Source organism: Streptomyces sp. NPDC026092 (assembly GCF_040638605.1).
Classification (GTDB): domain Bacteria; phylum Actinomycetota; class Actinomycetes; order Streptomycetales; family Streptomycetaceae; genus Streptomyces.
The window spans coordinates 90,436-111,438 of record NZ_JBEZYN010000008.1 but is presented as its reverse complement, the minus strand read 5'-3'; the positions used below and the strand labels follow the sequence as shown (position 1 = coordinate 111,438).

At 72.2% G+C, this 21,003-nt stretch carries 21 protein-coding genes; 10 read left to right on the top strand and 11 right to left on the bottom strand.

Annotated elements, in window-relative coordinates; all coding sequences use genetic code 11:
• The first annotated feature begins 30 nt into the window (after positions 1-30).
• Complete coding sequence (locus tag AB0F56_RS15470; RefSeq protein WP_362008978.1) at positions 31-1,578, top strand: ATP-dependent DNA ligase; 1,548 nt, start codon at positions 31-33, stop codon at positions 1,576-1,578.
• Positions 1,579-1,580: 2 nt separating this feature from the next.
• On the opposite strand, the gene AB0F56_RS15465 is transcribed toward AB0F56_RS15470, so the two are convergent.
• Positions 1,581-2,012 (bottom strand): DUF6328 family protein, encoded by a 432-nt coding sequence (locus tag AB0F56_RS15465; protein WP_362009509.1) that lies wholly within the window; start codon positions 2,010-2,012, stop codon positions 1,581-1,583.
• A gap of 221 nt (positions 2,013-2,233) precedes the next feature.
• Here AB0F56_RS15465 and AB0F56_RS15460 point away from each other — a divergent pair, with 221 nt between their 5' ends.
• The 4 genes from AB0F56_RS15460 (at position 2,234) to AB0F56_RS15445 (ending at position 5,159) form a co-directional block, all read left to right on the top strand.
• A complete protein-coding gene (locus AB0F56_RS15460) occupies positions 2,234-2,659 on the top strand; it encodes a hypothetical protein (protein WP_362008976.1) in 426 nt (141 codons plus the stop codon).
• Positions 2,660-2,891: 232 nt separating this feature from the next.
• Entirely contained in the window at positions 2,892-3,677 is a 786-nt protein-coding gene (locus AB0F56_RS15455; protein ID WP_362008974.1) for a polysaccharide deacetylase family protein, read from the top strand.
• A gap of 403 nt (positions 3,678-4,080) precedes the next feature.
• Positions 4,081-4,794 carry a hypothetical protein gene (locus AB0F56_RS15450; protein WP_362008971.1) on the top strand — a complete coding sequence of 238 codons (714 nt, stop codon included), beginning with the start codon at positions 4,081-4,083 and terminating at the stop codon, positions 4,792-4,794.
• Complete coding sequence (locus AB0F56_RS15445; RefSeq protein WP_362008969.1) at positions 4,791-5,159, top strand: peptidase inhibitor family I36 protein; 369 nt, start codon at positions 4,791-4,793, stop codon at positions 5,157-5,159. The genes AB0F56_RS15450 and AB0F56_RS15445 overlap by 4 nt, the downstream gene beginning before the upstream one ends.
• Positions 5,160-5,250: 91 nt before the next feature.
• Here AB0F56_RS15445 and AB0F56_RS15440 read toward each other — a convergent pair whose 3' ends face one another.
• From AB0F56_RS15440 to AB0F56_RS15410, 7 genes are all read right to left on the bottom strand, one after another.
• On the bottom strand, positions 5,251-6,438 hold the full coding sequence (locus AB0F56_RS15440; RefSeq protein WP_362008966.1) for a globin domain-containing protein: 1,188 nt from the start codon (positions 6,436-6,438) through the stop codon (positions 5,251-5,253).
• Positions 6,439-6,518: 80 nt separating this feature from the next.
• Complete coding sequence (locus AB0F56_RS15435; RefSeq protein WP_362008964.1) at positions 6,519-6,971, bottom strand: Rrf2 family transcriptional regulator; 453 nt, start codon at positions 6,969-6,971, stop codon at positions 6,519-6,521.
• A 36-nt stretch (positions 6,972-7,007) separates the two neighbouring features.
• On the bottom strand, positions 7,008-7,832 hold the full coding sequence (locus AB0F56_RS15430; RefSeq protein ID WP_362008962.1) for a hypothetical protein: 825 nt from the start codon (positions 7,830-7,832) through the stop codon (positions 7,008-7,010).
• Between the two features lie 146 nt (positions 7,833-7,978).
• Positions 7,979-8,374 carry an SHOCT domain-containing protein gene (locus AB0F56_RS15425; RefSeq protein ID WP_362008960.1) on the bottom strand — a complete coding sequence of 132 codons (396 nt, stop codon included), beginning with the start codon at positions 8,372-8,374 and terminating at the stop codon, positions 7,979-7,981.
• A gap of 107 nt (positions 8,375-8,481) precedes the next feature.
• On the bottom strand, positions 8,482-8,937 hold the full coding sequence (locus tag AB0F56_RS15420; protein WP_362008957.1) for a peroxiredoxin: 456 nt from the start codon (positions 8,935-8,937) through the stop codon (positions 8,482-8,484).
• 74 nt (positions 8,938-9,011) lie between these two features.
• Complete coding sequence (locus AB0F56_RS15415) at positions 9,012-9,602, bottom strand: PadR family transcriptional regulator (RefSeq protein WP_362008954.1); 591 nt, start codon at positions 9,600-9,602, stop codon at positions 9,012-9,014.
• Between the two features lie 41 nt (positions 9,603-9,643).
• A complete protein-coding gene (locus tag AB0F56_RS15410; protein WP_362008951.1) occupies positions 9,644-10,858 on the bottom strand; it encodes an FAD-dependent monooxygenase in 1,215 nt (404 codons plus the stop codon).
• 176 nt (positions 10,859-11,034) lie between these two features.
• Between AB0F56_RS15410 and AB0F56_RS15405 the strand changes: the two genes are divergently transcribed.
• From AB0F56_RS15405 to AB0F56_RS15390, 4 genes are all read left to right on the top strand, one after another.
• The gene (locus AB0F56_RS15405) at positions 11,035-11,604 is read left to right on the top strand and encodes a TetR family transcriptional regulator C-terminal domain-containing protein (RefSeq protein ID WP_362009506.1); all 570 of its coding nucleotides are present in this window, start codon (positions 11,035-11,037) and stop codon (positions 11,602-11,604) included.
• A 62-nt stretch (positions 11,605-11,666) separates the two neighbouring features.
• Positions 11,667-12,461, top strand: coding sequence for a metalloregulator ArsR/SmtB family transcription factor (locus AB0F56_RS15400; protein ID WP_362008948.1), 795 nt, complete (start codon positions 11,667-11,669; stop codon positions 12,459-12,461).
• Positions 12,462-12,645: 184 nt separating this feature from the next.
• Positions 12,646-13,986, top strand: a complete 1,341-nt coding sequence (locus AB0F56_RS15395) for an Ig-like domain-containing protein (protein ID WP_362008945.1) — start codon at positions 12,646-12,648, stop codon at positions 13,984-13,986.
• Between the two features lie 66 nt (positions 13,987-14,052).
• The gene (locus AB0F56_RS15390) at positions 14,053-14,358 is read left to right on the top strand and encodes a CU044_2847 family protein (protein ID WP_362008942.1); all 306 of its coding nucleotides are present in this window, start codon (positions 14,053-14,055) and stop codon (positions 14,356-14,358) included.
• 90 nt (positions 14,359-14,448) lie between these two features.
• Here AB0F56_RS15390 and AB0F56_RS15385 read toward each other — a convergent pair whose 3' ends face one another.
• The 3 genes from AB0F56_RS15385 to AB0F56_RS15375 form a co-directional block, all read right to left on the bottom strand.
• Positions 14,449-16,956 carry an ATP-dependent Clp protease ATP-binding subunit gene (locus AB0F56_RS15385; protein WP_362008939.1) on the bottom strand — a complete coding sequence of 836 codons (2,508 nt, stop codon included), beginning with the start codon at positions 16,954-16,956 and terminating at the stop codon, positions 14,449-14,451.
• 131 nt (positions 16,957-17,087) lie between these two features.
• Positions 17,088-18,515: a threonine/serine exporter family protein gene (locus tag AB0F56_RS15380; RefSeq protein WP_362008936.1), complete on the bottom strand. Its 1,428-nt coding sequence runs from the start codon at positions 18,513-18,515 to the stop codon at positions 17,088-17,090.
• 108 nt (positions 18,516-18,623) lie between these two features.
• Positions 18,624-20,264, bottom strand: a complete 1,641-nt coding sequence (locus tag AB0F56_RS15375) for a PHB depolymerase family esterase (protein WP_362008933.1) — start codon at positions 20,262-20,264, stop codon at positions 18,624-18,626.
• A gap of 216 nt (positions 20,265-20,480) precedes the next feature.
• On the opposite strand from AB0F56_RS15375, the gene AB0F56_RS15370 reads away from it, so the two are divergent.
• Positions 20,481-20,990: a tetratricopeptide repeat protein gene (locus tag AB0F56_RS15370; protein WP_362009503.1), complete on the top strand. Its 510-nt coding sequence runs from the start codon at positions 20,481-20,483 to the stop codon at positions 20,988-20,990.
• Positions 20,991-21,003 lie beyond the last annotated feature (13 nt).

Below are 21,003 nucleotides of genomic sequence, written 5' to 3'. Positions count from 1 at the left end.
CTCCGCTCCCGGCAGGTGGAGGATGGTCGCATGCTGCTGGCCCGTCTCGCCGACGCGTCCCTCCAGGTCTCCGCGGTCTCCGCCCGCTCGCGGAAGATCGCGGTCCTGGCCGAACTCTTCTCGGAGGCCGCGCCCGAGGAGAGCCCGCTTGTCATCGCCTACCTCTCCGGCAGGCTCCCGCAGGGACGGATCGGGGTCGGCTGGAGCGTGCTCAAGAACCTGATCCCGCCCGCGGTGCCGCCTGCCGGGCGGCCCACCCTCACCCTGGACGGCACGGACGCAGCCATGGCCGAGCTCGCGGCCGTCTCCGGGGCCGGGTCGCAGGCCGAGCGCGCCCGGCTCGTCCATGAACTGATGGCCGCCGCCACCCAGGAGGAGCAGGAGTTCCTGATCCGGCTGCTCTCCGGTGAGGTGCGGCAGGGCGCCCTCGACGCGATCGCGCTCGAAGGCGTCGCGCGGGCCGCCACCGTGCCCTCGGACGAGCTGCGCCGGGCCGTGATGCTCGAAGGGTCCCTGCCGCGCGTCGCGCGCGCCGTGCTCGCCGAGGGGCACGCCGCCCTCGACACCTTCGCGCTGCGCGTCGGCAGCCCGGTCCTGCCCATGCTCGCCCACACCGCCGGCTCGGTCACCGAGGCCGTCGCCGGTCTCGGCGCGTGTGCCGTCGAGGAGAAGCTCGACGGCATCCGCATCCAGGTGCACCGGAGAGGAGAGGACGTGCGGGTGTTCACCCGCTCCCTGGACGACATCACCGGCCGGCTGCCCGAAGTCGTCGCCGTGGCACGGGAGACGCCCGGCGATCCGTTCATCCTCGACGGGGAGGTCATCGCGCTCGACCCCGCCACGCGTCGGCCGATGGCGTTCCAGGACATCGCCTCCCGGGTCGGCTCCCGAGTCGACGTCGAGCGCGCCAGCGCCGCGGTCCCTCTCTCGCCCGTCTTCTTCGACGTGCTCGCGGCGGACGGAGAGGTCCTCATCGACCGGCCGGGCCAGGAGCGCCACGCCGCGCTGGTCCGGCTGCTCCCCGAGGAGCGCCGCGTGCGCCGCTTCGTCGTCGACAACGCGGACGAGGCCGAACAGGTCCAAGAGGCGGAGCGGTTCTTCACCGACACCCTGTCCAGGGGCCATGAAGGGGTCCTCGTCAAAGCTCTGGACGCGCCCTACGTGGCGGGCCGGCGGGGCCGCACGTGGCTGAAGGTGAAGCCGGTGCACACCCTCGACCTCGTCGTCCTCGCCGTCGAATGGGGCCACGGCCGCCGTACCGGTCTGCTCTCCAACCTCCACCTCGGCGCCCGGGCCGCGGACGGCACGTTCGTGATGCTCGGCAAGACGTTCAAGGGCCTGACCGACGAGATGCTCCGGTGGCAGACCGAGAAGCTCGGCGAACTCGCCGTGGACGACGACGGGTTCACCGTGCGGGTGCGGCCCGAACTCGTGGTCGAGATCGCCTACGACGGTCTGCAGCGCTCCACCCGCTACCCGGCCGGAGTGACGCTCCGCTTCGCCCGTGTCGTACGGCACCGGCCGGACAAGGTGGCCTCCGAGGCCGACACGGTGGAGCGGGTCCTCGGCGGAGCGTGACGTCAGGACCCGGGTTCCTCCGGCCGGTCGGTGTACCGGCTGCGGACCCAGAGGGGCAGCGCGTACCAGCAGAGCAGATACCAAGCGGCCACGCCCGTCACCAGCCAGGGCACGAACGAGTCGTCCATCGCCACCCGCAGGACGAGCAGGAGCGCGGAGGTCAGCGTCAGGAGCAGCAGGACGAGCCCGACGAAGGTCAGCCGCGATGCCCAGACCACGGTCTCGGGCTTGATCCGGCGCCCCGCCACGATGCGGTGGAAGGACACCGGCCCGATCAGGGCCCCGGTGGCCGCCGCGCCAAGCGAAACCGTGACCACGTAGATGGTCCGGTCGGTGTCCGACAGGTCGGTGAACCGGGGTGCGAAGACGACGGTGAGCAGGAAGCCGAACAGGATCTGCACGCCGGTCTGAGCGACCCTGATCTCCTGCATCAGCTCCGCCCACCGGCGGTCCGCGCGTTCCTCCGGCGTCTCGTGCCGACCGCGGTGGAGATTGTCGCTCCCCGCCCGGTCCTGGTCCGGTGCCTGGTCCTGGTCCTGGTCCTGGTCCTGGTTCGGTCGAGTGGACACGTGACCTCCTGTGGTCGCCCACCTCGCGAGTATCCGCATGTGGCGACTTCAATCCCCGAACGTCGCGTGACACCCCGCCGCGAGGGATGCTGGAAGCGTGGCGGGACGACATCCGTACGCCCGGCAGCGAGGAGATGAGCGACGTGTACGACAGGCACATCGACACCGACGTCACCGTGCAGCTGAGCGACTGCGACCGGGAGGACGCGAAGGCCGTCTTCGACGTCCTCGACCACGTCTACCGGCTCGAGGACATGACGGCGCCAGGACCGCGGGCGGCGACCGCACCTGCCCCCACCGTCTGGATGGCCACGTTCGACACGGCCGAGGGGCGTCACGAGGAGAGCGGCCCCGTGCATCTGACCGGCATGGTCGGAGCGCTCCTCACCGGTGGCTACCGCGCGGTCGACGAGGTCGAGAAGACCCTCGCGGCCACCTTCGACATCCAGTCGATGCAGTCCGTCTCGGGGGACCAGGAGACCGAGGCCCGGCTGCTGCTCTCCTCCCGCTGACCGGCCGTCGTGCCGGACTGCTGACCCGCTGACCTGCCGGCTTCCCCGCCGGCACCCTGACACCCCGGGCGGAGCGGACGGGCGCCGCCCGGGGCACATCTCTGCCCCGACCCCCCTATGCATGGTGTGTATACACCGTGTGTAGAGTGCTCGAGTGTCACGTGGAGACGCCCCTGACCAGGCGTTCGTGGCGTTCCGATGCCATCGACGGGGAAAGCGGGTCTGCAGCAACATGTTCCGAACGAAAACGGGGAAGCGCCGTGCTCCGGCCGTCGCCCTTCTGGCGGCGGCCTCTCTCGTGCTCGCGCTCAGCGGCTGCGGGGTCGACTCGATCAGCCCGGGTGATGCCAGGGGCAAGGCCGCGGCGTCCGACGACAAGGCGGGCGCGGCCGGTGGGGCCGGTGCGGTCGACTGCGCGAAGGCGAAGTGCATAGCGCTGACCTTCGACGCCGGCCCCGGCAAGGACACCCCTCACCTCCTCGACGTGCTCAAGGAGAAGAAGGTCCCGGCCACGTTCTTCCTGCTCGGCAGCAAGCACGTCGACCGGTACCCCAAGGTCGTCAAGCGCATCTCCGACGAGGGGCACGAGGTCGCCAACCACACCTGGACCCACCGCATCCTCACCGACCTGGAGCCGGGCGAGGTGCGCGAGGAACTCTCCCGCACCCAGGACGCGATAGAGAAGATCACCGGGAAGCGGCCCACCCTGATGCGGCCGCCGCAGGGGCGCACCGACGACACGGTCTCCGAGGTGAGCCGCGACCTCGGTCTCGCGCAGGTCCTGTGGAGCGTCACGGCCAAGGACTACTCCACGACAGATTCGGAGCTCATACGGCAGCGGGTGCTCGATGCGTCGCAGGGGGACGGCATCATCCTGCTCCACGACATCTACGACGGCACCGTTCCCGCGGTGCCCGGCATCATTGATGAGCTGAAGAACCGGGGCTTCACCTTCGTGACGGTGCCCCAGCTCCTCGCCCCCGGCAAGGCCGAACCGGGAGCCGTCTACCGTCCGTGACGTGCGCGGCACGAACGGTGAAAATGGGGTGAGGTGTCTCACATCGGTCACCTCGGGCGCGGCGGAACGCCTCGCGAAGGTTTATCGTTCATCAATGTGTGACGGTGAAGGGGCCCGGTCCCCAGGTCCCCCCCTTGAGGTGACCGCTCTTCGTCGTCGCGGCAATCGGCCCCGGTTGGAATCCCCCGTCCAACCGGGGCTTTGTCGTTCCCGGGGTCGGGCCGGGGCTGTTTCTCAAGCCGCGCACAGGCGCGGGCCGCTCGCGGGCGGCGCACGCTCCGGCGCGTTCGACCCCTTCGAGTGACCTCGCGCATTGCCCCCACACCACCCGGGCAGTGATCGTCACGGGCTGTGACGATCATGTCGGCGGCCCGCCGAGCGGGGACGTCACGAGGGGGCCGCCATGCAGGACATCGCCACGCGCATCCGGCGCGCCGCCGCCGGCGTGCTTGCCGCCGGACTCCTGCTCACGGGGTGTGTCACCGCCGTCCCCGGACCGGCCGTCCCGCCGACACCCCAGGCCCAGGACGCCCTGCTCAGAACGGCCGAGCGCACCCTCGTCGACCGCTGCCTCGAAGCCCGCGGACTCACCCTCGCGCACCGGCCGGACACCGCGGAGGAGGACCGACGCCTCCAGTCGGCCCTGTTCGGCGCCGGCCCCCGAGAGCTGTCACTCACCCTCGCCACCGGCCACACCGTCACCGCCCACACAGACGGCTGTCTCGCCCGGGCCCGGCAGACCCTATACGGCGACCAGACGCGCTGGTTCCGCGCCCAGGTGACCGTGGACAACCTGCGCGCCGAAGCCCAGCAGCGGATGAAGGGCGACCCCGCGCACCAGGCCGCCCTCGCCCGCTGGAACCGGTGCGCGACACCTCCGGGAACCCCGAGCGCCGCACGTGTCGAACGGCCGGGCGCCGCAGTCGTCGCCCGCTGCGACAAGGAGAGCGGACTCGCCGAGGTACGGGCGCGACTGGAACCCGTCGAGCTGGCGAAGGCGCGCGCCCTGCGCGGCGACCAGCTCACCACCTACCAGCAGTTGCGCACCCGCGCGCTGCGGCGGGCAGTCGAACTGTCCGCACCCGTCACCCCACAGGAAGGCACCAACGCCCTATGAAGCGCATCCTCACCGCCGCCGCAGCGCTCCTCGCCCTCACCGGTGGCCTCGCTCTGGCGGCTCCCGTCCAGGCGGCCGACTGCCGGAGCGGCGAGTTCTGCGTCTGGCAGGACGCCGACTTCGGCGGCCAGCGGGCCAACTGGAGCGGCGACGACGGCTGGTGGGAGAGCTGGATCGCCGACACCGACTCCTCCTGGGCCAACCACGGCATCTCCGGGCCGGGCATCAAGGACCACGTCCGCGTCTACGAGAGCGCCCACCAGGGCGGCTCCATGACGATCTGTCTGGCCCCCGGCCAGGAGGTCGGGTACAACGGAGCCGCCAACGACCGCGGCGACTCCCACACCTGGGCGATGAGCTGCTGACCCACGCCGTGCCCACGGCCCCGCACCCGCGCAGGGTGTGGGGCCGCGGGCCCTCCGCTTCCGCTCGTCCCGGTCGTGCCGCGTGCCGCCGTCAGTTCTCGCCGGCCAGCCACAGGTCGGGGCCGAAGACCTCGTAGTGGACGTCCGAGGCGGCGACACCGGACGACAGCAGGTCGCCGCGGACCTGGCGCATGAAGGGCAGCGGGCCGCAGAGGTAGGCCGTCACCCCCTCGGGGAGGTCGAGCGTGGTGACGTCCGCGCGGCCGGGGCGCGCCTCCGAGGCACCCGACTGCTCGTACCAGAGGTGCAGTGAGGCGTTCGGCAGGGCGTCGACCAGGCCGAGCAGCTCCTCGCGGTGCGCGTGGTCGGCGGGGGAGCGGTCGGCGTGGACGACGGTCACCGGGCGGCGCGAACCGGTGGTGGCGAGGTGGTCGAGCATGGCCAGCATCGGTGTGCTGCCGATCCCCGCCGAGGCGAGGAGGAGCGGCCCGTCGCCCTCGGGCAGCACCAGGTCGCCGAAGGGAGCGGACACCTCGACCGTGTCGCCCACGGGCGCGTGCTCGTGCAGCCAGGTCGACACCTCACCGGCGGGGTCGCCGTCCACGCGCTTCACCGTGATCCGCCAGTCCGGCCGACCGGGCGCAGCCGAGAGGCTGTACTGGCGGATCTGCCGTGCGCCGTCGGGCAGTTCGACGCGCACGCTCACGTACTGTCCCGGCCGGAACGACGCCGTCGGGCGTCCGTCGACGTGCCGCAGCGTGAAGGAGACCGTGTCGGCCGTCTGCCGATGCCGTTCGACGATCTCCATCGGGCGGCGGACCTCGCCCTCGGGCACGCCGGCCACCTCGTAGAGCCGGGACTCCAGGGCGATCAGCGCGTTGGCCATCAGCCAGTAGACCTCGTCCCAGGCCTGCGCGACCTCGGGAGTGACGGCGTCACCGAGCACGTCGACGATCGCGGCGAACAGGTGCTCGTGGACGATCTTGTACTGCTCGGACGTGACGCCCAGCGAGGCGTGCTTGTGTGCGATCCGGCCGAGCATGACGTCCGGCCGGCTGTCCGGGTGCTCCAGGAGCGCCCCGGCGAAGGCCGCTATCGAGCCGGCCAGCGCCCGCCGCTGGTCGCCGCTGGCCTGGTTGCCTCTGTTGAAGAGGTCGCGGAGCAGCTCGGGGCGGGCCGTGAACATACCCGTGTAGAAGCGTTCGGTGATCTCGCCGAGCGCGGCCCCGACGACGGGGAGGGTGGCTCGGACGATGGGGGTGGCCTGCGCGGACAGCATCGGACTCCTATTGTGGTAGATGATCTACGTATTTAAAGGTGTGGCTGAGGGGGAGGGCTCTCGGCGGGAAGGTACGGTCGTCAGTCCTCGCGTCGCGTGCTCAACGACAGGAGCACGGGTCCGGTGGGCGACTCGACCAGATCCGCCACCGTCAGCGGATCGAGCGTGCTGTAGAACGCCTCCTGCGCCTGGCGCAGCGCACCGCGCAGCCGGCAGGCCGCCCGCAGTGGGCAGGGGGTGTCGCCCTCGCAGACGACGACCTCCTCCTCGCCCTCCAGCGTCCGGACCAGCCAGCCCACGGAGGCGCGCCGTCCGGTCTCGGTCAGGACCAGGCCGCCACCGCGCCCGCGCCGCGCCTCGACGACGCCGAGGTGCTGCAGGCGCGTGACGACCTTCGCCATGTGGGCGTAGGGGACCGCCATCACCTCGGCCACTTCGCGCGTCGTGGCCGAGGGCTCCTGCCCAGGTGCTCCGGGAACCGCCAGGCGCATCACGGCACGCAGCGCCAGGTCGGTGAATCTTGTCAACCGCACGCCATGACCGTATCAAATGAGCATTTCGGACACCTATTAAGGGTGCGTGCGTCGTGACGAGTGCCGGCGCCAGAGCCACAGGCCGCCCACGACCAGGGGAGTGGAGACGAGCACGATGAGCAGCAGAGGCCAGTGCGCACCGGCGAGCCGGATGTCCGTGACGACGATCAGGACCACCCCGACGACCGGGATCAGGATCGACACCAGCGCCCGCAGCCCGGCCACCACCATGTCCGGCTGGAGCCGCCCGGTACGCGGCTCCCGGGGGTCGCGGACACCGAAGTAGAAGAGGGTCGCCCGGTCCAACAGCACGGTGGTGGCGCGGTGGTACGAGACCGCCATGTACGGCAGCCACACCAGCGGCGCCACGAAACCGGCCACGATCACCACGACCAGGAGCACCCACTGGCCGATCCGGGCCACTCGGCCCCGACGGACTCCGCCGTCGTCCGGGGTCAGAATGCCGAGGAGGCGGGCCATCCGCAGGACCAGGCGCCAGAGCGCGGCCATCCGGCCGGGGCGTTCTCCGTCGGTGGGCTCGGGGCGGGCGCGCAGACCGGCCAAGGCGGCCTCAGGGTCCTCGTACACCCCTTGCAGGACCAGCAGTTCGGCGGCCCGCTCGGGGGCGGTGGTGTCCCGGCCGTCGAGGCCCGCCAGCTCGAGGATCGTCCGCGCCTCGAGCAGGAGCGCCCCGCAGAAGGCGAAGGGGATGAGCAGCATGAACGGCCCGCCCACGAATGCCCCCTCGGTGGTGACCGCGCGCCGTCCGCGCTCCGTGACCAGGGCCCGGAGCTCGGCGGGGGTCGCTCCCGGGCGCGCCTTGCGCAGCCGATCCACGCTCCGCCCGGCCGCCGGACCCATGTGCCGCAGGGCGAAGGCGGCGAGCAGCTCGGGGAACCGGCCCGGGTCGGCCCGTGCGTCCCGCAGCAGCGAGCGGGAGAGCGCCGGGGCCGGTTCGGTGCGGGCCGGTTCCGCCGGGGCCGGTTCGTCCGGTGTGCCGTTCTTCGTCAGGACAGGACCTTGGCCTTCGCCTTCTCGAACTCCTCGTCCGTGATGGCGCCCTTGTCCTTGAGTTCCGCCAGCCGCGCGAGTTCGTCGGCATGGCTCTTGCCTTCGCCCGTACCCGCCGTCTTGCGGATGTACGACTGGAACGCGGCCTCGCTCTCCTTCGCCTGCTTGACGTCCCGCTGGCTCATTCCCTTGCCGCGCGCGATCACATAGATCAACACGCCGATGTAGGGGAGCAGGATGCACAGGATCAGCCAGCCCGCCTTGCCCCAGCCGTGCAGTTCGTGGTCACGGAAGATGTCGCTGATGACCTTGAACAGCAGGAACAGCCACATGATCCAGATGAAGAACCAGAGCATGGTCCAGAAGACGTTGAGGAGGGGATAGTCGTCCATGCCAGCACTCCGTTCCGGCCACGGCCACCGGAGGACCGGGCATACGAGCGAGTGTCGCCCAGCCTTGGCCCGCCCGCATGTCGGGGAGAGCGTGCGCGGCTCCGCGGTCAGGCGATGCGTGCCTTCAGTGCCGCCAGGGCGCGATCCGCGTGGACGCTCATGCGCAGCTCGCTGCGGACGACCTCCACGACCCGCCGCTCCTCGTCGACGACGAAGGTGACCCGCTTCGTCGGCGCCAGCGAAAAGCCGCGCGTGACGCCGAAGCGTTCGCGGATCGTGCCCTCCGGGTCGGAGAGCAGTGGGTAGCCGAGCGAGTGGCGGTCGGCGAACTCCTGCTGGCGCGCGACGCTGTCGGAGCTGATGCCGACCGGCTGCGCCCCCGCCGCCCGGAACTCGGCGGCCAGGTCGCGGAAGTGGCAGGCCTCGGCCGTGCACCCGGCGGTCATGGCCGCCGGGTAGAAGAAGAGGACGACCGGCCCGTCCGCGAGCAGGCCGACCAGCGAACGGGCTGTCCCCGTCTCATCCGGAAGAGTGAAGTCCTCGACGATGTCACCGACGTTCATCCGGCCCGCCCCTTGTCTCCGACCGGCTGCTCCGGTCAACGACCGGTGACGCTACCGCAGGGTAGGGAATCCCGTCACCGGGAGGTGCGCGGCGCTTCGGCCCGCTCGCGCGCGGCCAGCCGCCGGTCCAGGATCGCGAGGACCTGCTCGCCCCAGCGCAGGTTCTCCTCCTCCAGGGAACGGCCGCGCATCAGGGTCAGGTACGGGCCGATCCGCTCCGCCTCGCGCAGGTACGTGGCCTCGTCCCGCCCGGCGAGCATCCACTCGCGGAGCCTCTCCCACCGCGCGAGCTTTCCCTGCGCCCAGTCCATCCGCTCCTGCACGAAGCCCCGGACGGCCTCGGTGTCGCCCTCGTCGCAGGCCTGCACCTGGACCATCAACTCGTCGCGGATCGCGCTCGGCCGCGGCGGCTGGGCCGTGTATGCCGTGAGGTCCTGTCGGCCCGCGTCGGTGAGGGAGAACATCCGCTTGTTGGGGCGCCGTTCCTGTTCCACGACGCGAGCGGCGATCAGACCGGCCTCGGAGAGCCGGTCGAGCTCGCGGTAGAGCTGCTGCGGTGTGGCGGCCCAGAAGTTGGCCACGGACACGTCGAAGATCTTGGCCAGGTCGTATCCGGATGCCTCGCCCTCCAGGAGGGCGGCGAGGACAGCGTGCTTCAGGGACATCCGGACACGCTAGCAGCACCGTTGATCAGGTGGTTTCGCACCTATTCAACGACGGGCACCCGCGCGGACGGCGGCCCCGGAAGGCTCGGCGGCGTCCAGTCCGCGTGTCGCAGGATCATCCGGAGCGTCGCGCCCGACGGCGCGAGGCGCATGGCGGCATTGCGCAGCGCCACGGCTCCCGGCGCCGAGAGCTGCTGCCCCATCCGCCCGGCCTTGCGGGCGGCGACCGTGACCGCCTGGGCGCGGGGGCGCCGCTCGGCGTCGTACGCGCGCAGAGCGGAGTCGACGTCCGGGCTCTCGGCCAGCGCCGCGGCGAGGACGACCGCGTCCTCCAGAGCCTGGCACGCGCCCTGGCCCAGATTCGGGGTCATGGCGTGGGCGGCGTCGCCGAGCAGGGCGACCCGGCCGACGACGAAGGAGGGCAGCGGGGTCGTCAACTCGTGGATGTCGTGGTGGAGGACGGCCTCCGGGCGGGCGGCGTCGAGCAGCTCGGGGACCGGCCGGTGCCAGCCGGCGAACCGCTCCCGGACCACCTCGAGCGGATCGGCGTACCGGACCCCGGCGGGCGAGTTGAGGACGGCGTGCCACTCCGCACGCCCGTCGGCGAAGGCGATGTGCCCGAACTCGGCCCCGTGCCCCCAGGTGATCTCGAAGTCCGAGGAGAGGTCCAGCGGCCGGTCCGTGAGAGCGCGGAGCACGGTCGAGCCGCTATAGGCGGGGCCGGGGTGGTCGGGGAAGAGGGCGGCCCGCGTACGGCTGTTGACGCCGTCGGCGGCCACGACCAGATCGGCGTCGATCAGATCGGTGTCGAGCCCGACGTCCGCGGAGCCGGCCGCCCGGACACGGACCCGCCCCCGTTCCGTACGGTCCAGGCCGGTCACCTCCGCCCCGACGATCAGGCACTCCGCAGGCAGGGCCTCGCGCAGCAGTCGGTGCAGCGTGGCGCGCGGGATGCCGACGATGGGCGTGCCGAGGGCGCGTTCGAGAGCGGCGCCGTCCATACGGGCGAGCCAGTTCCCGTCCGGTGTACGGGTGCCGCCGGTGTACTGGCCCCGCGAGGCGGCGCGTACGGCGGCCCCCACCCCGAGGGCGTCGAGGGCGCGGATGCCGTTGGCGGCGAGGGAGATCCCGGCGCCCGCGTCGTCGAGGACGGGCGCGCGCTCCACGACCGTCACCTCCCAGCCGACCCGCCGCAGCCCGATGGCCGCGGCCAGTCCGCCGATGCCCGCGCCGACGACGACAGCGTTGTTCCCCATGGCGACCAGCCCCTCCCGCTCCGTCCCACCTGCTTCTACAGGTGTAGAAGAGTAGCGCGCGCCTTCTACAGGTGTAGAAATGGGGTGTGACTCCCGAGACTCCACGCCACCCCGCCCCGAAGCGCGCTGACCGTTCCGACCGCCCTGACCGTTCCGGCCGTTCCGACCGCCGCACCCTGCTCGCCGACGCCGCGCTCGGCGTGCTCGCCGACGCCGGGATGCGCGGGCTGACCCACCGCGCCGTGGACGCCGCCGCCGGACTCCCGGCCGGCACCACCTCCGCGTACTGCCGCACCCGTTCGGCCCTGCTGACCGCGCTCGTCCGCAGGCTCGTCGACCTCGATCAGGCCGAGCTGAGCGCCGCCGGTGAACGCCTGCCCGAACCGCGCTCGGCGGCCGAACTCGCCGAAAGCGTCCTCGGGCTCGTAGCCGCGCGGCTCACCGGCGAGGGGCGGCGCCGCTCACTCGCCCGCTACGCCTGCGCCGTCGAGAGCGTGCGCGACCCCGAACTCCGCGAAATCCTGGTTCCACGGGAGAACCCGGGGCGCGACGCGGTCCGCCGCTTCCTCGCCGCCCAGGGGGTCGAGGACCCCGAGGGGCGCTCGCTCGCGCTCCTCGCGTGCGTGGACGGGCTCGTGCTCGACCGGGTGGTCCGCGGCGGGAACGTCTCGGCGGAGGAGGTGGAAGGCCTGGTGGTGGCGGCCCTACGGCCTGCCCGGGGTGCGGGCACGACGGACGGTCGTTGACATGCAGCCAGGAGGCTGCCTATCGTAGAGGCAGCTAAAAGGCTGCATGTTGAGGTGGGGCGATGGACGAGGTGTTCAAGGCGCTGGCCGATGCCAGTCGGCGACGGCTGCTCGACAGCCTGAACGCCCACAACGGCCAGACCCTGCGCGAACTCTGCGCGGGGCTGGACATGGCACGGCAGTCCGTCAGCAAGCACCTGGCGCTTCTGGAGGAGGCGGGGCTGGTGGTCACGGTGCGGCGGGGACGGGAGAAGTTGCACTACCTGAACGCCGCTCCGATCCACGCCATCGGGGACCGCTGGATGAGCCGGTACGCCCGCGAGCGCGTCAGCGCGCTCGCCGACCTGAAGTCAGCATTGGAGCAGAACCCGATGGACAGCAACGCGTTCGTCTACACCACCTACATCCGCACCACCCCCGAGGAGCTCTGGCAGGCCCTGACCGACCCCGCCTTCACCAAGCGCTACTGGGGCGTGGCGTTCGAGACGACCTGGACCGCCGGATCGCCGATGGTCTGGGACGAGGGTGGCCGCAGAACGAGCGACCCCGAGCAGGTCGTCCTCGCGGCCGTGCCCGGCCGCAAGCTCTCCTACACCTGGCACACCTTCACGCCCGAGTGGGCCGAGGCGGTCGGCATCGGCGACGACGTGTACGCGAAGCTCGCCACGGAGCGCCGCTCGAAGGTGACCTTCGAGATCGAACCGGCCGGGGACACGGTCAAGCTCACCGTCGTCCACGACGACCTGGAGCCCGACGGCACCATGCGCGGCATGATCGGCGAGGGCTGGCCGGCTCTCCTCTCCAGCCTCAAGTCCCTCCTGGAGACGGGCGAGGAGCTGCCGGAACCCCCGCGCTGAGCCGACCGGACCCACGGCGATAGGCCCGGCGGGACGAGGGGTACGAGGGCGGCGGATTGGTTCATTCGAGTCGTCTACCGCCCCTCTCCGGCGCCACGCCCGGAAATGTGATCATCGTTTCTTCTCTTGATCCGTTTTGATGCCCGATACCGCCACGGATCCGAGAAGGGGAGAGTGTCGCGTCGTGCCGTCACGCAGGAACATCAAGGGCTGGGGCGCGCTGTCGCTGGCCATCGGGGCCGTCCTCGTCACGACGGCCGGTCAGCACCCGGCCGTGCAGCTCCCACCAGGCTCCGCCACGGGCTCCGCGCTCGTCACGGTGAGCGGCTGCGGGACGGGCGGCGGCCCGTGCGCCCCGGTCCGCCACACCGTGCTGCTCTCCGGCGCGTCCGCCCTGACGGGCCGGGCGTTCGTGCTCGACCGCCGCGAGGCGTCCGGACCGGTCGGGATCACGCTCAGGACACCGGGCCGACTGACCGATGTCACGGTGACCGACCAGCGCGGACGCGGAGTGCCCGGCAGCGCGAGCCAGGACGGCACCCGCTGGACCACGACCGGCGCGCTCCGGGCCGACGCCCGCTACACCGCGCGCCTCACCGTCGAGGAGGCCCGCCCCGGCGGTTCCGTACGAAGAGCGGCGCGCCTGGACTTCCGCACCGGCCGGACACCGGCGGGGGAGCGGCTGACCGCGAGCTTCGGACCGTCGTCCGGGCGGACGTACGGGGTCGGGCAGCCGGTCACCGCCGAACTCAGCCACCCCGTGCCCGAGTCCGCCCTTGACGCCCGCCGCACCGTCGAACGTGCGCTCGTCGTACGCTCCGAGCCCGCCGTCGAGGGCGCCTGGCACTGGGTGGGCCCCACCACCCTGCACTACCGGCCGCGCGGATACTGGCCCGCCCACGCCACCGTCCGGGTCCGCAGCGGACTCGACGCCGTACAGGTGGACGACCGGCTCCAGGGCGGCCCCTCGACGCCGCTCACCTTCACCACCGGCGACCGCGTCGAGGCCGTCACCGACGTGGCGTCCCTCCGGATGACCGTCCTGCGCAACGGCCGTGTCGTCCGCACCATCCCGGTCACCACCGGCAAGGCCGGCTACCGCACCCGCGGCGGCGTCAAGGTCGTCCTAGGCAAGGAGCCCCTGGTGCGGATGCGCGGCGACTCCATCGGCATCGCGCGCGGCAGCGACGACTTCTTCGACCTCAAGGTCCGCTGGGCGACCCGGGTCACCTGGAGCGGCGAGTACCTGCACGCGGCGCCCTGGTCGACGGACGTGCAGGGCAGCGAGAACGTCAGCCACGGCTGCACCGGCATGAGCACCGAGGACGCCGCCTGGCTCTTCCGCACCGTCCGCGAGGGCGACCTCGTCGAGGTCGTCAACGGCTACGGCGAACCGATGACGCCCTTCGACAACGGCTACGGAGACTGGAACCTGACCTGGCCGGACTGGCAGCGCGGCAGCGCGCTCGCGTCGGGGCCCGGGCACACCCGCCACGCCTCGGGAAGCCTGCTGCCCGCCCTCTGACCTCTGCTCGGTGATACTGGCGCTCTGCTGGAGCACCGTGAACCAGCCACTCCGGAGGGATCCGTGATGCGGGACATCACCAGGGTCGAGGTCGACGACGCCGTTCTCTACGTGGAGACGGAGCGGCTCGGCCCCGACTCGGACCTCGAAGGCCTCGGCGACCGCGTCCCGGACCTCTCCGGGGTCACGCGCGCCCTGTCCTCGTTCGCCGGCCAACTCAGCCAGGCCCTGCACCAGGCGGCGCCCGACCGGGCGACGGTGGAGTTCGGCTGCGAACTGGGCCTGGACGCGGGCGGTCTGACCGCCCTCATCGTCAAGGGCAGCAGCCACGCGAACCTCCGCGTCACCCTCGAATGGACCAAATCCTCCTAGCCGAGCCCGGACATGGCCGCAGGGCCTGAAGCGGGGGACAACACCCTTCAGGCCCCGCGGCGTTCCGGGGCGGGCCGAGGCGGCCCGCGGTCAGGCCGAGGTGGACCGGGGGGACTTCACCCGGCACACCAGGGCGTCGTTCTGGACGTCCGCCACGATCGTGTCGCCGGGATCGGCCTCCCCGCCGAGCAGCAGGTCCGCGATCCGGTTGTCCAACTCCGCCTGGATCGTCCGGCGCAGCGGCCGGGCGCCGAACTCCGGCTGGTGACCGTGGGCGACCAGCAGCTTCTTCGCCGCCTCCGTCACCTCCAGCTCCAGACCCTGGGCATGGACCCGGCGCTCGCTCTGCCGCAGCAGCAGATCGAGGATGTCGCCGAGATCGTCCTCGCCGAGACCGTGGAAGATGATCGTCTCGTCGATGCGGTTGAGGAACTCCGGAGTGAAGTAGCCGCGCAGATCCTGCTTCAGGTCGTCGCGGATCTCCGAGACGTCACCGTGGTGGGCCAGGATCCGCTGCGCGCCGATGTTCGACGTCATGATGACCACACAGTGCCGGAAGTCGACCGTCCGGCCCTGGGCGTCCGTCAGCCGGCCGTCGTCCAGGACTTGGAGCAGGGTGTTGAAGACGTCCGGATGCGCCTTCTCCACCTCGTCGAAGAGCAGCACGCTGTACGGCTGGCGGCGCACCTTCTCCGTGAGCTGGCCCGCCTCCTCGTGACCGACGTATCCGGGCGGCGCGCCGACGAGCCGGGAGACCGTGTGCTTCTCCTGGAACTCGCCCATGTCGAAACGGATCATCCGGCCCTCGTCGCCGAAGAGCAGCTCCGCCAGCGCCTTCGCCAGCTCGGTCTTGCCGACCCCCGTCGGACCGAGGAAGAGGAAGGAGCCCACGGGACGGTTCGGGTCGCCCATGCCCGCCCGGTTGCGGCGCACCGCCTGCGCGATGGCCGTGACGGCCTCGTCCTGACCCACCACCCGGCTGTGCAGGGCGTCCTCCAGCTTGAGGAGCTTCTCCTTCTCGCTCTGCGTCATCTGCGCGACGGGGATGCCGGTACGGCGCGACAGCACCTCCGCGATGTCGTCGACCGTCACCTCCATCACGCCCTCGCGGCGCTCCACGAGCCCGGCCAGCTCGCCCTCGAGCCGGGCGATGTCCTTCTTGTACTCGTTCGCCTTCTCGAAGTCCTCGGCGGAGACCGCCTCGTCCTTCTCGCGGCGCAGCTTCGCAAGCCGGTCCTCGCGGTCGACCACCTCGGTCGACTTGCCGAGCGAGCGCAGCCGTACACGGGCGCCGGTCTGGTCCATCAGGTCGATGGCCTTGTCGGGCAGGAAGCGGTCGGAGACGTACCGGTCGGAGAGCTCGGCGGCCGCCGCGAGCGCGGCGTCGCTGTAGCGGACCTGGTGGTGGGCCTCGTAGGAGTCGCGCAGCCCCTCCAGGATCTGGATGGTCTCCGGCACCGAGGGCTCGGGGATCAGCACGGGCTGGAAGCGCCGTTCCAGAGCGGCGTCCTTCTCCACGTACCGCCGGTACTCGTCGATGGTGGTCGCGCCGACGACGTGCAGCTCACCGCGGGCGAGGGCGGGCTTGAGCATGTTGCCGGCGTCCATCGCGCCCTCGCCCGTCGCCCCCGCGCCGACCACGGTGTGCAGCTCGTCGATGAAGAGCACGGTCGACTCCGCGTCGGCCTTCACCTCGTCGATGACGTTCTTCAGCCGTTCCTCGAACTGGCCGCGGTACTGCGCGCCGGCCACGAGTCCCGACAGGTCGAGGGCGATGACCCGCTTGCCCTCCAGCGTCTTCGGGACCTCGTCCGCCACGATCCGCTGGGCGAGCCCCTCCACGATCGCGGTCTTTCCCACGCCCGGCTCACCGATGAGGACCGGGTTGTTCTTCGCGCGGCGGGAGAGGATCTCGACGGTCTGCTCGATCTCCTTGGCCCGTCCCACCACCGGGTCGAGCTTCCCGGCCCTCGCCTCCTCGGTCAGGTCGCGGCCGAACTCGTCGAGCGTGGGCGTCCTGCTCTCCGGCTTCGCCGTCGGCGTACCGTCCGCCCGCGCGGCCCGTGTCGCGCGGTCGGCCGTGGACCGCAAGCCCCCGACGTCCGTCCCGTACGCCGTGAGCAGCTTCGCCGCCGCCGAGTTCGGGTCGTCGAGGAGGGCGCCGAGGATGTGCTCGGGTCCGATGTACGAGACCCCCGACTCCTGGGAGCGCTCGTACGCCCGCAGCAGGACGCGCTTGGCCGCGGGGGTCAGCCCGGGCTCCGCCGAGGGGACGCCGCTCTCACCGGGCAGCACCTCGGCGATCGACGCGCCCAGCTGGTCGGGGTCGGCACCGGACTGGGCGAGCAGGGAACGGGCCGGGTCGATCTGGGTGCACGCCCACAGCAGATGCTCGGTGTCCAGGTCGGCACTGCCGTCCTCGGCGGCGCGGACGGTGGCCCGGCCGATCAGGTCCCGCGCCGAGTCCGTCAGGAGCCGGCCGATCGGCACGCGCTGGACAGCCGGGGGAGAAGCGGCGGGCGACATCCCGAAGAAACGGTTGAGCAGCTCGTTGAACGGGTCCGACCCACCGAGGGAGCCGAAGGGAGACATGGTCATGTGATGCCGTCCAGGTGCGTCGACGTCCGGGCACTGCTCCCCTCACTGGACCAGATCCCGGCGACCCCCACCCGGCGGGGCCCGACTACGGAGCGTGGCCCCGAAGGGCCCTGACGCGTCGGCGTGCGGCTTCAGCGCGCCTCGCCCGCCGGGACGTCCCCGCCCTCCGGCCCGCCGATCGGGTGAGCGACTCCGCCCTCGGCCTGCCCGCCGCCGCTGGGTAGCGGCTCACCGACCAGCAGGCGCGGCCGGCGCTGGAGGCCCGCGCCGACGAGGATGCCGAGCGCGATGGCCGCGACGGTGATCACGGTCTCCACGAGGTTGGACAGCCCGGCCGTGCCGCGCTCCACGATGAGCTCCGAGACGCTCGTGAGACCGACGGCTCCCGGCACGAGAAGCCAGAAGCAGGGCAGGAACACCACCTGGTCCGGGGTGCGCGAGCGGCGCTCGATCCAGCCGGCCATCGGCGGCAGCAGCATCCCCGCGGCGAACGCGCCGAACGTCGCCCCGGCCAGGTCCGTCGCCGCCGACTGCACGAAGCGCTCCAGGAGCAGAGCGCCGAGGAGCCAGCCGGTGACCCGGGGCGGCGCGGAGTGGTACAGCAGGAACCCGAAGCCGAGGAGCAGTACGCCGACCCACGGCGCCCACCCGCCGAGCGCCTCCGACTGCGGGCCGCCGGGCGGGCGGGGCCTCACCAGTTCGGTGCCGACCAGGATGCCGAGCGCGAGGAGCAGCAGGACGTTGACGGCGCCCGCGAGCCGGGCGATGCCCGACAGGGCGGCGCCGGTGGCGAGTTCGATCGCGCCGAGCGTGAGGGCCGCACCCGGCAGGAACGCGATCAGCGGCGGGACGTAGAGCACGGTCGGCACCTCGTGCAGCAGCGGTCCCGCCCAGCGCAGCGAGACCGCCGTGACCAGGACCGCGGCGACGACCGGCAGCGCGGTGCGCGCGGCCGGCAGCCGGTCACCGAAGAGCCGCAACAGACCGACCCCGGCGCCGAGCACCGCGTACCCGACGACGGCCGCCACGGTCGCGTGCCGCATCACCCCGAGCCCCACGGTGAGCAGGACGTAGCCGAGCACGGTGGCGGACGGGCTGAACCGTTCCGGCTGCTCCCGCTCCGCTCGCAGGGCCCGCCGTACGTCCTCGAAGGGCATCGCCTCCGCGCGCATCCGGTCCACCAGGGAGTGCAGCGTCTGCACCTGGTCCAGACGCAGGTCGGGCCCTTCGACCGGGGCGAAGTCCAGCTCCCCGCCCCGCCCGTCGGGCCCGCCGCCGACCCGGACGAAGAGGCCGGTCGGGACGACGAAGCAGCGGGCCCTCATGCCGTACCGGGCGGAGATGTCGTGCAGTACGCGCTCCACCTCCGCCGTCCGGTCACCGGCCCGCAGCAGCTCGGACCCCAGCTCGCACAGGAGCGCGGCGAGTTCCCGCAGCCGCTCCCGCTCGACGTCGGCCGCCTCGGGCAGTGTGACCGTGGCCGCGCGCCGCCTCCGCCAGGGCAGCCGCGACACCGCCCTGCGGACGAGGCCGCGCACGTCGAGGCGCGGTGCCCTCATCGAGCCTCGCTCCCGCCGCCGATTCGTCCCATTCGCGCAACGTAACAGCGGGACACGAGCCGCGCCCCGAGCGGCACGCGCGCGTGGCCGCCGACGGAGGTCCCGTCGCTAGCGGTACTCCACCGTCAGCGTCACCGGGGTGTCCTTGTTCACGAAGAGGTACGCGGTCGACGCCGGGGCGGACTCGAAACCCAACCGCACCTGTGTCGTCCCACCGCGGTTGAGCGCCGCCAGGGCCGGCGCCGACAGATCCGTGGTGGTCGCCGAACCGGAGGAGAAGGCGGCGATCGTCGCCCCGCCCGCCACCGTCGGCGCCGCCGACCAGTCCGAGGGCTCGACCGCGCACCCGCCGAAGCACCCCGTCCTCACGTCCACAAGGAGGCGGTTGCCCGCCGGGGACGCCCACGGATCGCCGGAGCCGCTGCTGCGCGCCACCGTCAGGTACGCGCGCGTGATCTCCTTGCCCGCAGGGATCCCGGACGTGTCGAAGGAGAGCAGCGTCCGGTTCACCTTGGCGTCCGTGCCCCGGCCGAGGGCCAGGCCGTAGGTGTCCTCCAGCGGGCCCACCGCCGCGCCAGTGCCGTCGGCCGCGGCCTTCACGTAGCCGTCCTGCGCGTCCACGCTCGACAGCGTCACCCGGTCGGCCGCGGGCGGGGGAGTGGAGCCGCGCAGCGCCCGCACCATCCCCATGATCGCCTCGATCTGCTTGCCGCCGTGCCGGGCGTACGCCGAGTCGCCGAGGTATCCCCACCAGTTCCAGCAGCCGTTGGGGTTCTCCAGCGTGCCCGTCGCCGCCGCCTGCGGGTACAGCACGATCATGTCATTGGTGTCGGCGTACTCGTTGAGGTACGCCCGGTCGACGAACTGGGTCCCGAAGCCCTGGTAGGCGTACCCCTGCTTGCAGCCGTGGAGGGCCACCATCAGCGAGCAGGTCGCGCCCTCGGAGCAGGACTTCGGTACGTAGACGAATCCCTCGGCGCCCAGTGACATCGCCGCCGCGCCGCCCGGGGCGTAGGCGTTCTGGTCGAAGCGGGTCAGGGTGCCGCCGGGCGTGGCGCTCGGCGCGGCGACGGAGCCCCGCAGATGGCCGAGGAGGTCACGCTCGGCGTCGAAGCCGCAGTTGTTGATGAACGGAGTCTGCGTGACCGTGCAGGAGTTGGGGCCGAGCGGGCTGATCCAGGCATGGCCGGCCGCCGTCGAGCGGTCGTACCGGACCTGGGCGCCGAACCGCCCGTAGTAGTCGGCCAGCGCGTCCGCCACCGGACGCTTCACCGTCGAGTCGCCCGAGCCGCTGAAGACGTACACCGGATCGCCGGAGAGGTTCGCGACCGGGTCGACGAGCCCCTGCGACGACCAGGTCCGGGTCGTCTGCTCCAACTGCGCGAGCTGAAGGTCCTGCACGGTGTTCATACAGGCGTTGAGGGCGGTGGAGAGCGTGTTCTGGGCGCAGTTGTACGGGCCCGACGCGAACACCGCCGAACCGCTGAACGTCCCCGAGTACGCGACGTGGAGCTGCGTGGCCATGTAGCCGCCCGACGAGATGCCGGCGCTGTAGACCGCGTCGATGGCGTACGGCTTGAGCTGACCGGGAACGGGCGCGACGGCGGCGGGTGCGGCGGCGGGCGCCGCGACCACGGCGGATCCGGCGGCCGCCGCCGGTGCCGCGGTCGGGAAGAGGGCCACGGCGGCGAACAGCAGCAGGGCCGTCAGCCTGCGCCGACGTGGGTGGAGGGGGCGGTGTGGACGCATAGGGGGATCTCCCGGCGGCTCGGGCCGGCCCAAGGTCGTGGCCCTGGGCATGGCAGGTGGTTGCCGGGAGAGTAGGGGCGGTCCGCGCGGGCGCCCTATGGGCCCGGCAGCCACAACCGGCCGCCTGGAGTATGGCGTTCCGTCACCTGGCAGCCGCCGCCCGGCACTCCGCGACGACCTGCGAGGATGCCGTCCATGGACATGGACACCACCCCGATGAGCGACGACGAGCGGGACCGCCTCCTGGCGGCGGCGGTCGGCCTGCGCGAGCAGGGCCGGCCGGAGGAGGCCCGGGACCGGCTGGTGGAACTCGCGGCGCGGCGGCCCGACGACACCGAGGTGGCCTACCAGACCGCCTGGGTGCACGATGTGCTCGGCCTGGAGGCCGAAGCCGTCCCCCACTACCAGCGGGCCCTGAAGACGACCGGCCCCGCCGGCCTCTCCGAGGCGGACCGCAGGGGCGCGCTCCTCGGCCTCGGCAGCACCTTCCGCACCCTCGGCCGGTACGAGGAGTCCGTCACCACCCTGCGCGGCGCGGTCGGGGAGTTCCCCGACGACGGCGCCCTGCGCACCTTCCTGGCGATGGCCCTGTACAACACGGGCGACCACCACGAGTCGGCCCGGCTGCTCCTGCGGCTGCTCGCGGCGACCAGCGACGACCCGTCCGTACGGCGGTACCGACGGGCCATCGAGCACTACGCCGAGGACCTCGACGCGATCGAGTGAGCGGGAGGGGATA

What these genes read in the sequence shown, in the direction of transcription:
- AB0F56_RS15470 (WP_362008978.1), top strand. Translation starts at nt 31, where the DNA reads ATGCTGCTGGCCCGTCTCGCCGACGCGTCCCTCCAGGTCTCCGCGGTC.
- AB0F56_RS15460 (WP_362008976.1), top strand. Translation starts at nt 2,234, where the DNA reads ATGCTGGAAGCGTGGCGGGACGACATCCGTACGCCCGGCAGCGAGGAG.
- AB0F56_RS15455 (WP_362008974.1), top strand. Translation starts at nt 2,892, where the DNA reads ATGTTCCGAACGAAAACGGGGAAGCGCCGTGCTCCGGCCGTCGCCCTT.
- AB0F56_RS15450 (WP_362008971.1), top strand. Translation starts at nt 4,081, where the DNA reads ATGCAGGACATCGCCACGCGCATCCGGCGCGCCGCCGCCGGCGTGCTT.
- AB0F56_RS15445 (WP_362008969.1), top strand. Translation starts at nt 4,791, where the DNA reads ATGAAGCGCATCCTCACCGCCGCCGCAGCGCTCCTCGCCCTCACCGGT.
- AB0F56_RS15440 (WP_362008966.1), bottom strand. Translation starts at nt 6,438, where the DNA reads ATGCTGTCCGCGCAGGCCACCCCCATCGTCCGAGCCACCCTCCCCGTC.
- AB0F56_RS15430 (WP_362008962.1), bottom strand. Translation starts at nt 7,832, where the DNA reads ATGGGTCCGGCGGCCGGGCGGAGCGTGGATCGGCTGCGCAAGGCGCGC.
- AB0F56_RS15425 (WP_362008960.1), bottom strand. Translation starts at nt 8,374, where the DNA reads ATGGACGACTATCCCCTCCTCAACGTCTTCTGGACCATGCTCTGGTTC.
- AB0F56_RS15420 (WP_362008957.1), bottom strand. Translation starts at nt 8,937, where the DNA reads ATGAACGTCGGTGACATCGTCGAGGACTTCACTCTTCCGGATGAGACG.
- AB0F56_RS15415 (WP_362008954.1), bottom strand. Translation starts at nt 9,602, where the DNA reads ATGTCCCTGAAGCACGCTGTCCTCGCCGCCCTCCTGGAGGGCGAGGCA.
- AB0F56_RS15410 (WP_362008951.1), bottom strand. Translation starts at nt 10,858, where the DNA reads ATGGGGAACAACGCTGTCGTCGTCGGCGCGGGCATCGGCGGACTGGCC.
- AB0F56_RS15400 (WP_362008948.1), top strand. Translation starts at nt 11,667, where the DNA reads ATGGACGAGGTGTTCAAGGCGCTGGCCGATGCCAGTCGGCGACGGCTG.
- AB0F56_RS15390 (WP_362008942.1), top strand. Translation starts at nt 14,053, where the DNA reads ATGCGGGACATCACCAGGGTCGAGGTCGACGACGCCGTTCTCTACGTG.
- AB0F56_RS15385 (WP_362008939.1), bottom strand. Translation starts at nt 16,956, where the DNA reads ATGACCATGTCTCCCTTCGGCTCCCTCGGTGGGTCGGACCCGTTCAAC.
- AB0F56_RS15380 (WP_362008936.1), bottom strand. Translation starts at nt 18,515, where the DNA reads ATGAGGGCACCGCGCCTCGACGTGCGCGGCCTCGTCCGCAGGGCGGTG.
- AB0F56_RS15375 (WP_362008933.1), bottom strand. Translation starts at nt 20,264, where the DNA reads ATGCGTCCACACCGCCCCCTCCACCCACGTCGGCGCAGGCTGACGGCC.
- AB0F56_RS15370 (WP_362009503.1), top strand. Translation starts at nt 20,481, where the DNA reads ATGAGCGACGACGAGCGGGACCGCCTCCTGGCGGCGGCGGTCGGCCTG.